Annotated in this window: 15 protein-coding genes; 11 read left to right on the forward strand and 4 right to left on the reverse strand. The window is 67.8% G+C overall.

Going from position 1 to position 13,736, the window contains the following annotated elements; all coding sequences use genetic code 11:
- Nucleotides 1-5: 5 nt before the first annotated feature.
- The 4 genes from otnK to otnI all read left to right on the forward strand — a co-directional run bounded on the left by otnK (nucleotide 6) and on the right by otnI (nucleotide 4,326).
- Nucleotides 6-1,298 (forward strand): 3-oxo-tetronate kinase, encoded by a 1,293-nt coding sequence (gene otnK / locus FAZ11_RS05910; protein WP_058769113.1) that lies wholly within the window; start codon nucleotides 6-8, stop codon nucleotides 1,296-1,298.
- Entirely contained in the window at nucleotides 1,295-1,933 is a 639-nt protein-coding gene (gene otnC / locus FAZ11_RS05915; RefSeq protein WP_058769112.1) for a 3-oxo-tetronate 4-phosphate decarboxylase, read from the forward strand. The genes otnK and otnC overlap by 4 nt, the downstream gene beginning before the upstream one ends.
- Nucleotides 1,934-2,071: 138 nt before the next feature.
- Nucleotides 2,072-3,532 carry a GntT/GntP/DsdX family permease gene (locus FAZ11_RS05920; RefSeq protein WP_058760023.1) on the forward strand — a complete coding sequence of 487 codons (1,461 nt, stop codon included), beginning with the start codon at nucleotides 2,072-2,074 and terminating at the stop codon, nucleotides 3,530-3,532.
- 14 nt (nucleotides 3,533-3,546) lie between these two features.
- Nucleotides 3,547-4,326: a 2-oxo-tetronate isomerase gene (gene otnI / locus FAZ11_RS05925; RefSeq protein ID WP_058769111.1), complete on the forward strand. Its 780-nt coding sequence runs from the start codon at nucleotides 3,547-3,549 to the stop codon at nucleotides 4,324-4,326.
- Nucleotides 4,327-4,565: 239 nt separating this feature from the next.
- On the opposite strand, the gene FAZ11_RS05930 is transcribed toward otnI, so the two are convergent.
- Nucleotides 4,566-5,117 (reverse strand): hypothetical protein, encoded by a 552-nt coding sequence (locus tag FAZ11_RS05930; RefSeq protein WP_058774130.1) that lies wholly within the window; start codon nucleotides 5,115-5,117, stop codon nucleotides 4,566-4,568.
- 102 nt (nucleotides 5,118-5,219) lie between these two features.
- On the opposite strand from FAZ11_RS05930, the gene xseA reads away from it, so the two are divergent.
- Together xseA and FAZ11_RS05940 are read left to right on the forward strand one after the other, a co-directional pair.
- On the forward strand, nucleotides 5,220-6,599 hold the full coding sequence (xseA, locus tag FAZ11_RS05935; RefSeq protein WP_058769109.1) for an exodeoxyribonuclease VII large subunit: 1,380 nt from the start codon (nucleotides 5,220-5,222) through the stop codon (nucleotides 6,597-6,599).
- A 73-nt stretch (nucleotides 6,600-6,672) separates the two neighbouring features.
- The gene (locus tag FAZ11_RS05940; protein ID WP_058769108.1) at nucleotides 6,673-7,707 is read left to right on the forward strand and encodes a purine-nucleoside phosphorylase; all 1,035 of its coding nucleotides are present in this window, start codon (nucleotides 6,673-6,675) and stop codon (nucleotides 7,705-7,707) included.
- Nucleotides 7,708-7,710: 3 nt separating this feature from the next.
- On the opposite strand, the gene FAZ11_RS05945 is transcribed toward FAZ11_RS05940, so the two are convergent.
- Nucleotides 7,711-7,965: a hypothetical protein gene (locus tag FAZ11_RS05945; RefSeq protein ID WP_058774129.1), complete on the reverse strand. Its 255-nt coding sequence runs from the start codon at nucleotides 7,963-7,965 to the stop codon at nucleotides 7,711-7,713.
- Nucleotides 7,966-8,125: 160 nt separating this feature from the next.
- Between FAZ11_RS05945 and FAZ11_RS05950 the strand changes: the two genes are divergently transcribed.
- From FAZ11_RS05950 to FAZ11_RS05960, 3 genes are all read left to right on the forward strand, one after another.
- Nucleotides 8,126-9,232 (forward strand): L-dopachrome tautomerase-related protein, encoded by a 1,107-nt coding sequence (locus FAZ11_RS05950; RefSeq protein WP_058774128.1) that lies wholly within the window; start codon nucleotides 8,126-8,128, stop codon nucleotides 9,230-9,232.
- Between the two features lie 76 nt (nucleotides 9,233-9,308).
- Complete coding sequence (locus tag FAZ11_RS05955; protein ID WP_058774127.1) at nucleotides 9,309-10,130, forward strand: M23 family metallopeptidase; 822 nt, start codon at nucleotides 9,309-9,311, stop codon at nucleotides 10,128-10,130.
- Nucleotides 10,131-10,229: 99 nt separating this feature from the next.
- Nucleotides 10,230-10,436, forward strand: coding sequence for a hypothetical protein (locus tag FAZ11_RS05960; RefSeq protein ID WP_058760015.1), 207 nt, complete (start codon nucleotides 10,230-10,232; stop codon nucleotides 10,434-10,436).
- Here the strand turns inward: FAZ11_RS05960 and FAZ11_RS05965 are convergent.
- Nucleotides 10,433-10,987 carry a DUF488 domain-containing protein gene (locus tag FAZ11_RS05965; RefSeq protein WP_058774126.1) on the reverse strand — a complete coding sequence of 185 codons (555 nt, stop codon included), beginning with the start codon at nucleotides 10,985-10,987 and terminating at the stop codon, nucleotides 10,433-10,435. The genes FAZ11_RS05960 and FAZ11_RS05965 overlap by 4 nt on opposite strands.
- 6 nt (nucleotides 10,988-10,993) lie before the next feature.
- A complete protein-coding gene (locus FAZ11_RS05970) occupies nucleotides 10,994-11,383 on the reverse strand; it encodes a DUF6491 family protein (RefSeq protein ID WP_058774125.1) in 390 nt (129 codons plus the stop codon).
- A gap of 275 nt (nucleotides 11,384-11,658) precedes the next feature.
- Here FAZ11_RS05970 and FAZ11_RS05975 point away from each other — a divergent pair, with 275 nt between their 5' ends.
- Entirely contained in the window at nucleotides 11,659-12,939 is a 1,281-nt protein-coding gene (locus FAZ11_RS05975) for a mechanosensitive ion channel family protein (protein ID WP_058760012.1), read from the forward strand.
- Between the two features lie 27 nt (nucleotides 12,940-12,966).
- Nucleotides 12,967-13,635: a glutathione S-transferase family protein gene (locus FAZ11_RS05980; protein WP_058760011.1), complete on the forward strand. Its 669-nt coding sequence runs from the start codon at nucleotides 12,967-12,969 to the stop codon at nucleotides 13,633-13,635.
- Nucleotides 13,636-13,736 lie beyond the last annotated feature (101 nt).

Below are 13,736 nucleotides of genomic sequence, written 5' to 3' on the forward strand. Positions count from 1 at the left end.
GCCCGATGAGCCCGACCGAGACCCGCCCGCTGCTGGGCTGCATCGCCGACGACTTCACCGGCGCCACCGATCTCGCCAACATGCTGGTGCGCGGCGGCATGCGTACCGTGCAGGTGATCGGCGTGCCCGCCGCCGACGCCGAACTGGACGCCGCCGACGCCGTGGTAGTGGCGCTGAAATCCCGCACCACGCCGGCTGCCGAGGCGGTGAGCGAATCCCTGGCCGCCCTCGCCTGGCTACGCCAGCGCGGCTGCCGGCAGTTCTTCTTCAAGTACTGCTCCACCTTCGACTCCACCGCGGAAGGCAACATCGGTCCGGTGGCCGAAGCCCTGCAAGAGGCGCTGGACTGCGACTTCACCCTGGCCTGCCCGGCTTTCCCGGAGACCGGCCGCACCCTGTTCCGCGGCCATTTGTTCGTGCAGGACCAGTTGCTCAGTGAATCCGGCATGCAGCACCACCCGCTGACGCCCATGGGCGATGCCAACCTGGTGCGGGTGCTGCAGGCCCAGAGCCGCGGCAAGGTCGGCCTAGTCCGCTATGACCAAGTCGCCCAGGGCTCCGCAGCCGTGCGCCAGGCCATCGCCAAGCTGCGCGAGTCGGGTCACCGCCTGGCCATCGCCGATGCCCTGTCCGATGCCGACCTGCACACCCTGGGCGCGGCCTGTGCCGAGCTGCCGCTGGTCACCGGTGGTTCGGGCATCGCCCAGGGCCTGCCGGAGAATTTCCGCCGCGCCGGCCTGCTGGACAAGCACGACGCCGCAGCCCTCGACCTGCCCGCCGGTGGCGAGGCGGTACTGGCCGGCAGCGCGTCCCAGGCCACCAACGGCCAGGTCGCCGCCTGGCTGGAAAGCGGCCGCCCGGCCCTGCGCCTGGATCCGCTGGCGCTGGCCCAGGGTGACGACACCATCGATGCCGCCCTCGTTTGGGCGCGCGAGCAGGGCCAGGCCGTACTGATCTACGCCACCAGCCCCGCCGACGAGGTCAAGGCCATCCAGCGCGAGCTGGGCGTGGCGCGCGCCGGTGAGCTGGTGGAACGTGCCCTGGGCCTGATCGCCCGTGGCCTGTTCGACAGCGGCGTGCGCCGCCTGGTGGTGGCCGGTGGCGAGACCTCCGGCGCCGTGGTCCAGGCCCTGGGCGTGCGGACCCTGCGCATCGGCGCCCAGATCGATCCGGGCGTACCGGCCACCCTCGGCCAGGTGCAGGGCGAACCCCTGGCCCTGGCGCTCAAGTCCGGCAACTTCGGCAGTCGCGACTTCTTCGCCAAGGCCCTGCGCCAGCTGGCAGGAGCAAAAGCATGAGCAACGAAGCCCGGCTACGCGAAGAGATCTGCACCGTCGGCGCCAGCCTCTATGCCCGCGGCTACACCGTGGGCAGCGCCGGCAACATCAGCGCCCGCCTGGAAGACGGCTGGCTGATCACCCCCACCGATGCCTGCCTGGGTCGCCTGGATCCGGCGGCCATCGCCAAGGTCGGTCTGGACGGCGACTGGGTCTCCGGTGACAAGCCGTCCAAGACGCTGGCCTTGCATCGCCAGGTCTATGACCGTAATCCCGGTGTGGGCGGCGTGGTACACACCCACTCCACCCACCTGGTGGCCCTGACCCTGGCCGGCGTCTGGCGCTCGGACGACATCCTCCCGCCGATCACGCCCTACCAGGTGATGAAGGTCGGTCATATCCCGCTGATTCCCTACGCCCGCCCCGGCGCCGCCAGCGTCGCCGAGCAGGTGGCGCAACTGGCCAACCGGGTGCGCGGGGTAATGCTCGAACGCCTCGGCCCGGTGGTCTGGGAAAGCAGCGTGAGCAAGGCCAGCTTCGCCCTGGAGGAGCTGGAAGAAACCGCGCGGCTGTGGCTGCTGACCGAGCCGCGCCCGGCGCCGCTCGATGCCGCCGCCCTGGCCGAACTGGCGGAGACCTTCGGCGCCGTCTGGTGACCTGAAGCCCGCACCAACGCAATACCCCCCACGATGGCCCTTGTCGGCCGTCGCAAGATCGGCTTGCCCTGAAAAAAACAATAGCGAGGAAAGTGCCATGCCCTACGTCGTCAGCCCCATCCGCTCGGAGCGTCGCTCATGAGTCCGTTGCTGCTGGTCCTCATCGCCGCGGCGGGCATCGCCCTGCTGCTGTTCCTGGTGTTGAAGTACAAGTTCCAGCCCTTCGTGGCGCTGATGCTGGTGAGCATCCTGGTGGCCCTGGCCGCCGGGGTGGAGCCGTCCAAGCTGGTGGCCACCATCGAGGGCGGCATGGGCAAGATACTCGGCCACATCGCCATCATCATCGCCCTGGGCGCCATGATCGGTCGCATCATCGAGCTGTCCGGGGGCGCCGAGGCCCTGGCCAAGACCTTGATCGAGCGTTTCGGTAATCGCCGTACGCCGCTAGCCCTGACCCTGGCCGGCTTCCTGGTCGGTATCCCGGTGTTCTTCGAGGTCGGCGTGATCGTGCTGATGCCGCTGGCCTATGGCATCGCCCGTACCGCGCGCAAGCCGCTGATCGTCTTCGCCCTGCCCATGTGCGCCACCATGCTCACCGTGCACGCCATGCTGCCGCCCCACCCGGGCGCCGTGGCCGCCGCCGGCCAACTGGGCGCCGACCTCGGTCGGGTGCTGCTATTCGGCCTGCCGATCACCGGCGTGCTGGCGCTGATCGGCTGGTGGGTGGCCGGGCGCATGACCCGTCGTCACTACCCCATGACCGACGACATCCGCAGCGATGTCTACGGCGCTCAGATCACCGATACCCATCTGCAACAGTGGGGCCGCGGCCAGGACATGGCTCCCGGCCTGCCCAGCCTCGGCGCCGCCGCGGTCAAGATGGACGAGACCCCGGCCGGCCTCGCCGCCGGTCTGCCGCCCGCCCCGGCCCCCGGCTTCGGCCTGGTGGTGACCCTGATCCTGCTGCCCATCGTGCTGATCCTGCTGGGCACCCTGGCCACCAGTTGGCTGCCGGCCGGTAACCTGTTGCGCGACATTCTCACCGTGGTCGGCGCGCCCCTGGTGGCCCTGCTGATCGACACCCTGCTCTGCGCCTATGTGCTGGGCTTCCGCCGCGGCTGGTCGCGCGAACAGGTGTCGGAGGTCATCGGCTCGGCACTGCCCGGCGTCGCCATGGTAATCCTCATCGCCGGTGCCGGCGGGGTCTTTGGCAAGGTGCTGGTGGACACCGGCATTGGTGCGGTGGTCTCGGAACTGCTGCGTGCCACCGGCCTGCCGGTGCTGGCGCTGGGCTTCGTGCTGACCCTGCTGCTGCGCGCGGTCCAGGGCTCCACCACCGTGGCCCTGGTCACCACCGCCGGCATCCTCGGCCCGCTGATCGCCACCCTGGACCTCTCGGCCAACCACATGGCTCTGCTGTGCCTGGCCATGGGTGCTGGAGGCCTGGCCGTGTCGCACATCAACGACGCCGGCTACTGGATCTTCACCAAGCTGGTCGGCCTGAGCGTCGCCGATGGCTTGCGTACCTGGACCGTCTTGACCACGCTGTTGGGTGTCCTGGGCTTCGCCATCACCCTGCTGCTCTGGCCCTTCGTCTGACTTAGGAAATCGCCATGCCCCGTTTCGCCGCCAACCTCAGCATGCTCTATCCCGAGCATGCCTTCCTCGACCGCTTCGCCGCTGCCGCGGCGGACGGCTTCCAAGCCGTGGAATACCTCTTTCCCTACGAGCACTCCGCCGCCGAGATCAAGGCCCGCCTGGACGGTGCCGGCCTGACCCAGGTGCTGTTCAACGCGCCGCCCGGTGACTGGGCGGCCGGCGAACGCGGCCTGGCCGCCCTGCCCGGCCGCGAGGCCGAATGCCGCGCCGGCATCGACCGCGCCCTGGACTACGCCGCGGTGCTGGGCAATCGCCTGGTCCACGTCATGGCCGGCTTGCTGCCGGCCGGGGTCGACCGGGCCCGCGCCCGCGACACCTACCTGGGCAACCTGGCCCATGCCGCCGAGCAGGCGGCCAAGGCCGGGGTGACCATCCTCATCGAGCCGATCAACCCGCGCGACATGCCCGGCTACTTCCTCAACCGCCAGGACGACGCCCAGGCCATCCGCCAGGCCATAGGCGCTGACAATCTCAAGGTGCAGTTCGACTGCTACCACTGCCAGATCGTCGAGGGTGACGTCAGCAAGACCTTCGAGCGCGACTTCGCCGGCATCGGCCACGTGCAGATCGCCGGCGTCCCCGACCGCCACGAACCGGACCTGGGCGAGCTCCATTACCCCTACCTGTTCGAGCGCTTCGACGCCCTGGGCTACGACGGCTGGATCGGCTGCGAGTACCGCCCGCGGGGCGATACCTCGGCCGGGTTGGAGTGGTTGCGTAAGCTGCAGGCGTAAACCCGCGAATTCGTAGGTTGGGCTGAGCAACGCGAAGCCCAACACCGCACCCTTCCCGCCGCGTCCCCCCTGTTGGGCTTCGACGATGAAGCCGTCTCAACCCAACCTACGATCAGACTTGTAGGGTGGACAACGGCGTAGCCTTGTCCACCGCCAGGCACCTAGGCCCAGTGGAAAACGCTGCGCGGTTTTCCACGCTACGTATCTATCGCGGACCGCCATGACCGCGCTAAAAACGTCTACACCTCCACCACCGCCAACGGCTGCCCCAGCCGCCTCCGGAATTCCTCCAGGAAGGCCGGGGCGAAGGCTCGCGCCGGCCAGTGGTTGAAGATGAAGCCCAGGTCGGAAAAGGCGCAGGGCTGAGGGAAGTCGAAGCCGTTGATGTCGTCTTCGTGATCGCATTCCGGGCAGGTGAAGTTATCGGTCTCTGCCGGCATCCACACCTCCAGGTGCTCGAACAGCGCCTCGCCGATCTCGCGGCGACAGGCGGGGCAGCGGGCGCGCCCTGCGAAGCCGTCCAGCGGGGTGAAGATGCAGCGTTCGGTGACGATCTCCAGGCCGCCGTCGGCATAGTCGCGTGGGTCGTCCATGCCTGGCGTCAGGCGCAGCACCTCGGTCAGCCGCGGCCCCGGCGCATGGCCGCGTCGGCCGCGGCTGGGCAGGCAGGGCGAGGCCTCGGCCGCGACCACGCCGGAGGCGGCCAGCCAGCCAAGGATTTCCACCGCCGTACGCTCCACCCGCGGATGGCTGGAGATGCGGGGTGCGAGGATGGTCTGGCGCAGGGTCATGGAACGCGGGTCTCGAAGAATGGGGCGCGCAGCTTAATCCGCTGCTCGCCCCGCGCCCATAGCTGCTAAGGTGAGGCCGACGAAAGCCACAGAAAGCGCCCCATGTTCAAGGACCCCTTCGCCCGCCTCGGTCTCGACCGCGAGGTGCTCAGCGTCAGCCAGCTCAATAGCCGCGCCCGGGTGCTGTTGGAGGACGTCTTCGCCCAGGTCTGGGTCGAGGGCGAGATCTCCAACCTGGCCAAGCCCGCCTCGGGCCACCTCTATTTCACCCTCAAGGACGGCCAGGCCCAGGTGCGTTGCGCGCTGTTCCGCCAACATGCCAGCCGGGTGCGCCAGGCGCTGCGTGACGGCCTGGCGGTCAAGGTGCGCGGCAAGGTCTCGCTGTTCGAAGGCCGTGGCGACTACCAGTTGATCCTCGACAGCGTCGAACCGGCCGGCGACGGCGCCCTGCGCCTGGCCTTCGAGGCGCTCAAGGAACGGCTGGCCGCCGAGGGCCTGTTCGCCGCCGAGCGCAAGCGACCGCTGCCCGCCCATCCCCAACGCATCGGCATCGTCTCCTCGCCCACCGGCGCGGTGATCCGCGACATCGTCAGCGTGTTCAAGAGACGCGCGCCCCAGGTGGAGCTGACGCTGATCCCCACCGCCGTCCAGGGTCGCGAGGCGACCGCCCAGATCGTCCGCGCCCTGCAGTTGGCCGATCGCCAGGGTTTCGATGCGCTGATCCTGGCCCGGGGCGGCGGCTCCCTGGAAGATCTCTGGTGCTTCAACGAAGAACCCGTGGCCCGCGCCCTGGCCGCCTGCCAGACCCCGGTGGTGAGCGCCGTGGGCCATGAGACCGACGTTTCCATCGCCGACTTCGTCGCCGATGTCCGCGCACCGACCCCGTCGGCGGCGGCGGAATTGCTGGCGCCCCACAGCGCCGATCTGCGCCAGCGCCTGGACGGCCTGCACCGCCAGCTACTCCTGCGCATGAGAGAGCGCCTGGCCCGCGAGCGCCTGCGCCTGGAAGCCTGCAGCCGCCGCCTGCGTCATCCCGGCGAGCGGCTACGCCAGCAGGCCCAGCGCCTGGACGACCTGGACCTGCGTCTGCGGCGTGCCTATGTCATCGCCCAGAATCGCCGCCGTGATCGCCTGGCCCACCTAGACACCCGCCTGGCCGGCCAGCATCCCGGACGCCAACTGGCCCAGTTGCGCCAACGCCTGGAGCTCCTGGCCGAGCAACTGCCACGGGTCATGCAGCGACAGTTGAAGGAGCGCCAGCAACGCCTGGCCGGCACGGTGCAGACCCTGCAGATCGTCAGCCCCCTGGCCACCCTGGGTCGCGGCTACAGCATCCTGCTCGACGAGCGCGGTCACGCCGTGCGCTCCGCCGCCGAGGTCGCCAATGGGCAGAAGCTCACCGCCCGGCTCGCCCAGGGTGAATTGGCGGTGCGGGTACTGGACAATCATCAGGAACCAACCACTCTGTCTTTGTTGGACTAATTGGTCCAACCCGGACCGATGGTGGCACGCATCTTGAACCCTCGGTCAGGATTTCCCCCTACCGAGGCCCCTCATGCACGCCCTTCTACGCGCTTCCCTGTTGCCCCTCGCCGCCACCCTGCTGGCCGGTACCGCCCACGCCGCCACCGCGCCTGCACCGCTGCAACCCAAGGTCATGATCGTGGCGATGTTCGGTCCCGAGGCCCAGACCTGGATCGATCGCCTCAAGCTCACCCGCAAGGTCGCCGTCGATGGCCTTTCCGCCGACTACCCCAATGTGCTCTGCAATGAAGCACGGGTGTGCCTGATGACCACCGGAATGGGGCATGCCAACGCCGCCGCCTCGACCCTGGCGCTGACCCTGTCGCCCAAGTTCGACCTCAAACAGACCTACTTCCTGATCGCCGGCATCGCCGGAATCAGCCCCAAGGAAGGCACCCTGGGCACCACCGCCTGGGCCCGTTACCTGGTGGACTTCGGTATCCAGTGGGAAATCGATTCGCGTGACGTCCCCAAGGATTGGCCAACCGGCTACCTGGGCATCAACACCCGCGGTCCTGGCGAGAAGCCGCCGCTGGACTACAAGACCGAGGTGTTCGAACTCAATGTGCGCCTGAGAGACAAGGCCTATGCCCTGTCGCGCCAGGCCCAGCTAACCGAGAGCGCGGAATCCAAGGCCTGGCGCCAACGCTACGACTACGCGCCGGCCAACCAGCCGCCGGTGGTGACCCGTTGCGACACCCTGGCCGGCGACACCTGGTATTCGGGCACCCGCCTCTCCGAGCGGGCCGAAGAATGGACCCGCCTGCTCACCGATGGCCAGGGCCGCTACTGCACCACCCAGCAGGAAGACAACGCCACCTACGAAGCGCTGCTGCGCGCCAGCCGCCTGGGCAAGGTCGACCTGCAACGCCTGGCGGTGGTCCGCGCCGGTTCGGACTTCGACCGCCCGGCCAAGGGCGCCTCCGAGGTGGACAACCTGCTCGACTACGCCAAGCAGGGCGGTTTCGTCCCGGCGCTGGAGAATCTCTATCGCACCGGCAATCCGCTGGTGCAGGAGATCGTCGAGCACTGGGATGTCTGGCAGAAGGGCGTTCCGGCCACCTAAGCCTTACTGAGCCCGCTCCGTCCCCTGCGGCGTCGCCTGGGACGGATTGGCGGTGTCCGGCGCCCGTGGCGCCAGCATCTCCTTGTTGGTCTGTTCCACGGTGCGCCCGGGCGATTGGGTAGCGGGATCGCTGCCCGGCGCGCTCTTCTGCACCACCTCGCTGCGCTGGGGTGGCGGGGTTTCCGGTGGCTTGTCGCAGCCGGCGAGCAGGGCGCCCAAGGTCAGCAGGGTCAGGCTACGGGTAACGAAACGGGGCATGGTCTTCTCCTCTGGGTTTCAAGGAGGACTGTCGGATTCCCAGTCGCGTTCCCCGCCAAGGCCCGCCCGGCCGGTCGTCGGCCCTGGCGATCTTCGCCGCGCGCGGCGCAGTCGTACCTGTAGCACCGGAGTTGTCCGGTGACCCGACAAGGACACTGCCATGCCTAATCTCGCCCTCAATCGCCTCGCCTTGGCCACCCTGCTGGCCGCCCTCCCCCTGGCGCCCAGCGCCTTCGCCGCCGAACCCAGTGCCAAACTGGAAAAGGTCGCCAGCTTCGATCACCAGGTGACCGGCGTCACCGTCAGCGAGAGCGGGCGGATCTTCGTCAACTTCCCGCGCTGGACTGAAGACAGCGAGGTCTCGGTCGCCGAGCTCAAGCCCGATGGCAGTCTGGTGCCCTATCCCAACGCCGCTTGGAACGGCTGGCGCAATGCCAAGCGCGACGAGCTGACGCCGGGCGACCGCTGGGTGTGCGTGCAATCGGTAGTAGCCGATGGCCGGGGTAGCCTCTGGGTGATCGACCCGGGCGCCCCCGCCCAGGCGCTGGTGGTGCCCGGCGCGCCCAAGCTGGTGAAGATCGACCTGGCCAGCAACCAGGTCAGCAAGGTCTATGCGCTGGACGAGAGCGTGGCGCCCCAGGGTAGCTATCTCAACGACGTGAGATTCAGCCCGGACGGCCGCCATGCCTACATCACCGACTCCGGCGCCCGAGGCGCCCTGGTGGTACTGGATCTTGAGAGCGGCAAGGCCCGCCGTGCCCTGGATGGCGACCCCAGCACCCAGGCCGAGAAGGGCGTCAAGGTCAAGGCCGATGGCAAGCCACTGATGCGTCCCGACGGCCGTGGCGTGGAATTCGCCGCCGACGGTATCGCCCTCTCCCCGACCGGCGACTACCTCTACTGGCAGGCGGTCAAGGGCAACACCCTCTACCGCATTGCCACCGCCGCCCTGCAGAGCGACGACCTCGCCAGCCTGCCGGCCAAGGTGGAAAAGGTCGGCGAGAACGGCCCGGCTGATGGTCTGCTGATGGACCCGCAAGGGCGCCTCTATGTCAGCGCGGTGGAAGAGCATGCGGTCAAGGTCCGGGAGAACGGCCAGCTCACCACCCTGGTCCAGGACAAGAAATTGAGCTGGCCCGACACCTTCGGCCGCGGTCCGGACGGTACCGTCTATGTCACGGATTCGCGCATTCCCGAGATGAGTTTCTTCGATCCCAAGCAGGGGCCAGCCCTGGAAACCGTGCTCTACAAGATCGTACCCAATTGACGAAGCGGACGGCGGGCGCCTTGCCCTGCGGCCTCCGCCTGCCCCAGCATGAGCGTTTTCGCCACCGGAAGCGCCCATGTCCCGCCTGTTCGCCCTGCTCTGCTGCCTGCTGCTGACCCTTCCCGCCCACGCCGGTACCTATCTGCAACGCCTGCTGGACAAGCCCGTGCCGGGTGGCGTGGCCGTGGTGCCGGTTCCCGGCGACCAGGCGCCGCGGGTGAGCTACCAGGGCAAGCCGGTGCTGGTGGTCAAGGACGGCAACGGCTGGGTGGCCATCGTCGGCATCCCCTTGGGTACGGCAACCGGCCGCCAGCAGCTGCAAGTCGCCGGCGCTGCGCCCCTGGCGTTCAACGTTGGTAGCCGGCATTACGCCGAACAGCGCATCACCCTGAAGAACCAGCGCCAGGTCACCCCCAATCCCGAAGACCTCAAGAGGTTCGAGCGCGAGCTGGCCGAGCAGCAGGCCGCCTACCGACTGTTCTCGCCGAACCAGCCAAGCAATCTGCTGTTGGACAAGCCGGTGGACGGTCCGCTCTCCAGCCCCTTCGGCCTGCGCCGCTTCTTCAATGGCCAGGAGCGCAATCCCCACTCGGGCCTGGACTTCGCCGTACCCGCGGGCACCCCGGTCAAGGCGCCCGCCGCCGGCAAGGTGGTGTTGGTGGGCGACTACTTCTTCAACGGCAAGACGGTGTTCGTCGACCACGGCCAGGGCTTCATCAGCATGTTCTGCCACCTCTCGCGGATCGACGTCCAGGTCGGTCAGCAAGTGCCCCGCGGCGGCGTGGTCGGCCGCGTCGGCAGCACCGGGCGCGCCACCGGTCCGCACCTGCACTGGAACGTCAGCCTCAACGACGTGCGGGTGGACCCCAGCATCTTCATCGGCGCCTTCAAGCCCTGAGCGGGCGGCTCATACTTGGTTGCAGTTCGGGGCATTGCCAGGCGGCGCGCTTCGGCTTAAAAGGAACGCCCCATCCGCCCAGCCCTGGAATGATCCGCCATGACGCCAAAACCCCGCCTCGGTAGCGCCCTCGGCAGCATCCTGCTGGTCGCCGCGGCCTGTTATCTGCTGGTGGGCTTTTCCCAGGGCTTCGTGCTGTCGGCCTGGTCCTGGCGCACCTGGGTGGTCTATGCCGTGTTGGTGACGGTTTACCCGGTCGGCCTGTTCGCCGGCTGGTGGAAGAAGCGCGAACCGGTCGAGCGCTAGCCCCAGCCATGGCGGGAATAGGCCCGCCCCAACCGCTCCTCCCGCGAACTGAACAGATCGCCATCCGCCAGGCCGCTCTCGGCCAGGAGTCGGTCTTCCAATTCGGCCTGGCTTTCCAGGCGACCGTCCGGATGGATATGCATCACCGCCAAGCCCCGTCGCACCAGGCAAGGCGCTACCAACAGGCCGCGATGACAGGTCAGGGGATCGCGCTCAGCGCACAGCAGGGCGATGCGCCAACGGGCCTGGCCCTGCTCCAGGCGCATCAGCCCCTGCTGGAATAGCTCACTGGCGGCCAGACGGTCGTAACGAAGTCGACCGTCCTGGTAATGCGCCGGGTCGGGGCTGCGCGCGCCCAGCTCTGCCCCGAGGAAGACATAGGCGATCCCGGCAGCCGCCAGCCCTTCGCGCAAGGCCTCGCGGCAAAACTGCGGCACATGGCGGCTATAGGGCTGGGAGCGCACATCGGCCACGGCCGTCACGTCCTGGGCCTGGAGCAGCTCGACATAGCGTGCCAATGGGTGGTTGGAATGCCCGAGGGTCAGGATCATGGCGGCTCAACGCAGCGGATCAAGGCGGTACAGGCCGCCAATGGGGCAGTCCAGCCGACTGCCCCGGGCATCGGTGGAGACCAGGAAATCGCCCGGTCGCAATCCAGCGGCGCGCGAGCGATAGCCCAGGCGATTGCCTGCGGCGAGGTTACCGCAGGGCACGGCAAAGTCCACCAGATAGGCCCGGCCCAGGCCGGTTCCCAACGCCAGGTGGCGGCTATCCAGGTAGCTCCAACCAGACAGATCGAAGCCGAGGATGGTGTCCACTGGCGCGCCCTGGCGATAACCCAACTCGGCCAGCCGGTCATCCAGGGTCGCTGGCCCGAAGGGACGCGCCGCGCAGCCGGCGAGCAACACGGCGGCGGCCAGGAGTAGCCAGGTAGAAAGGACACGCATGAGAATTTTCCTGAAGGGGCTGAACCTTGGACCAGCCGCTGGCGACCAATACGGCAACCAGGGCGCAGCTTTGCTAGTGTGGTGTTTCAGAAGTTCGCGCAAGAATTGGCGAGTGATTTTTGTTCATGGGCCAGGCGCCGGGACGAGTCATAGCAGGGCTATGGCGAGGAGTGGCAACGCCGCCCAGGGACGAAAAGCGCCGCCAAAATTGTGTAGATAACTTCTGAAACACCACACTAGCGTGGCGCCCGTAGTATCCCGCCAAGAGACCTCATATGCCCACGGCCCTGACCAACCTCATCGCCGAACTCGACACCCACCCGCAACTCACCACCCTCCTCGCCTGCCTGGGTCTGCTACTAGGCGCCTGGCTGCTGAACTGGATCGTCAAGCGCATCCTGGTGCGTGGCTTCTATCGCCTGCTGCGCAGCACCTCCTTCGGCCAGGACCAGGAATTGCACCATCACCGGGTCATCGGCCGGTTGGCCAATATCGTCCCGGCGCTGGTGCTGGCGGGCGGCGTGGGGCTGATCCCCGGCTTGCCCAAGGCCCTGGTCACCGTGGTGCAGAACGTCTGCAGCGCCTTCATCGTGCTGACCATCGCCCTGGCCCTGGGCAGCGCCCTCAACGTGATCAACGTGCTCTACTCCCGGCGGCCCTCGGCGCGGCTCAAGCCGATCAAGGGCTATGTCCAGGTCAGCAAGATCGTCATCTACGCCATCGCGGTCATCCTGATGATCGCCACCCTGATCGACCGTTCGCCGCTGATCCTGCTCTCCGGCCTGGGAGCCATGGCCGCGGTGCTGCTGTTGATCTTCCAGGATACCCTGCTCTCCCTGGTGGCCAGCGTGCAGATCTCCAGCAACGACATCATTCGCGTCGGCGACTGGATCGAGATGCCCCAGCTCAACGCCGACGGCGACGTCATCGACATCGCCCTGCACACGGTGAAGGTGCAGAATTTCGACAAGACCATCACCACCATTCCCACCAAGAGATTCATCACCGACTCCTTCCGCAACTACCGCGGCATGCAGGAAGCCGGCGGCCGACGGATCAAGCGCTCACTGAACATCGACCAGAACAGCGTGCACTTCCTCAGCGACGCCGAGCGCGAGCACCTGCACCGCTTCAACCTGCTGGACGACTACCTCACCGCCAAGGAAGAGGAACTGGCCGACTGGAATCTCAAGCTGGAAAAGCGCGGCCAGGAACCGGTCAATACCCGGCGGGTGACCAACCTGGGAACCTTCCGCGCCTACGTGGAACGCTACCTGCGCGCCCATCCCGGCGTGCGCCAGGACATGACCCTGCTGGTGCGGCAGATGCCGCTCTCCGCCGAGGGCCTGCCCATCGAGGTCTATTGCTTCACCAACACCACGGTGTGGGGGCAATATGAAGGCATCCAGGGGGACATCTTCGACCACCTGCTCGCCATCCTCCCGGAATTCGGTCTCCACGTGTTCCAGCATCCGAGCGGACATGACTTCCGCGGGCGGCTCGACGCGCGGGACGCCATGACCTCCCTGGGCGAACAGGGCAACCCGGCGCCCTGACCCCCGCCCCATGCTCAAGGAAAGACCATGATCATCGTCCACCACCTGAACAACTCCCGCTCCCAGCGGGTGCTCTGGCTGCTCGAAGAGCTTGGCATCGATTATCGGGTGCAGCGCTACGAGCGCGCCGCCGGCGGTCTGTTCGCGCCGCCGGAATTGCGCAAGGTGCATCCCCTGGGCAAGTCGCCGGTGATCGTCGACGGCGACCTGACCCTGGCAGAGTCCGGCGCCATCGTCGACTATCTGGCGCGGCGCTACGGCCAGCAGTTGCTGCCGGCACAGGACAGCCCGGAGTTCGTCCGCTACACCTACTGGCTGCACTACGCCGAGGGCTCGGCCATGACGCCGCTGCTGCTCAAGCTGGTGTTCGACCGCATCGCCACCTCGCCGATGCCCTTCTTCGCCAAACCCATCGCCAAGGGCATAGCAGCCAAGGCCACGGCCAGCTTCATCCAGCCGCAGCTGGACCTGCACCTGGACTACTTGGAAAGCCAGTTGGGCGCCAGCGGCTGGTTCGTCGGTGATAGCTTCAGCGCGGCCGACATCCAGCTCAGCTTCCCCCTGGAAGCCGCCAATGCCCGCGCCGGCCTGGACAACGGCAAGCGGCCCAAGCTGGTGGACTTCCTCCAGCGCATACACGCCCGCCCGGCCTACCAGCGGGCGCTGCAGCAGGGCGGGCCCTACGTGTACGCCTGAGGGCCTGTTGGGCTTCGCTGCGCTCAACCCAACCTACGTCGCGTCAGAGTACCTTGGGGTGAGGGCAAGCGCACTGTAGCGTGGAAAACCGCGCAGCGTTT

This window comes from Pseudomonas rhizoryzae (assembly GCF_005250615.1).
Classification (GTDB): Bacteria; Pseudomonadota; Gammaproteobacteria; order Pseudomonadales; family Pseudomonadaceae; genus Chryseomonas; species Chryseomonas rhizoryzae.

Coding starts and splice junctions, on each gene's coding strand:
- FAZ11_RS05920 (WP_058760023.1), top strand. CDS start 2,072: ATGAGTCCGTTGCTGCTGGTCCTCATCGCCGCGGCGGGCATCGCCCTG.
- otnC (WP_058769112.1), top strand. CDS start 1,295: ATGAGCAACGAAGCCCGGCTACGCGAAGAGATCTGCACCGTCGGCGCC.
- FAZ11_RS05975 (WP_058760012.1), top strand. CDS start 11,659: ATGCCCACGGCCCTGACCAACCTCATCGCCGAACTCGACACCCACCCG.
- otnI (WP_058769111.1), top strand. CDS start 3,547: ATGCCCCGTTTCGCCGCCAACCTCAGCATGCTCTATCCCGAGCATGCC.
- otnK (WP_058769113.1), top strand. CDS start 6: ATGAGCCCGACCGAGACCCGCCCGCTGCTGGGCTGCATCGCCGACGAC.
- FAZ11_RS05945 (WP_058774129.1), bottom strand. CDS start 7,965: ATGCCCCGTTTCGTTACCCGTAGCCTGACCCTGCTGACCTTGGGCGCC.
- FAZ11_RS05955 (WP_058774127.1), top strand. CDS start 9,309: ATGTCCCGCCTGTTCGCCCTGCTCTGCTGCCTGCTGCTGACCCTTCCC.
- FAZ11_RS05930 (WP_058774130.1), bottom strand. CDS start 5,117: ATGACCCTGCGCCAGACCATCCTCGCACCCCGCATCTCCAGCCATCCG.
- FAZ11_RS05965 (WP_058774126.1), bottom strand. CDS start 10,987: ATGATCCTGACCCTCGGGCATTCCAACCACCCATTGGCACGCTATGTC.
- xseA (WP_058769109.1), top strand. CDS start 5,220: ATGTTCAAGGACCCCTTCGCCCGCCTCGGTCTCGACCGCGAGGTGCTC.
- FAZ11_RS05980 (WP_058760011.1), top strand. CDS start 12,967: ATGATCATCGTCCACCACCTGAACAACTCCCGCTCCCAGCGGGTGCTC.
- FAZ11_RS05950 (WP_058774128.1), top strand. CDS start 8,126: ATGCCTAATCTCGCCCTCAATCGCCTCGCCTTGGCCACCCTGCTGGCC.
- FAZ11_RS05960 (WP_058760015.1), top strand. CDS start 10,230: ATGACGCCAAAACCCCGCCTCGGTAGCGCCCTCGGCAGCATCCTGCTG.
- FAZ11_RS05940 (WP_058769108.1), top strand. CDS start 6,673: ATGCACGCCCTTCTACGCGCTTCCCTGTTGCCCCTCGCCGCCACCCTG.
- FAZ11_RS05970 (WP_058774125.1), bottom strand. CDS start 11,383: ATGCGTGTCCTTTCTACCTGGCTACTCCTGGCCGCCGCCGTGTTGCTC.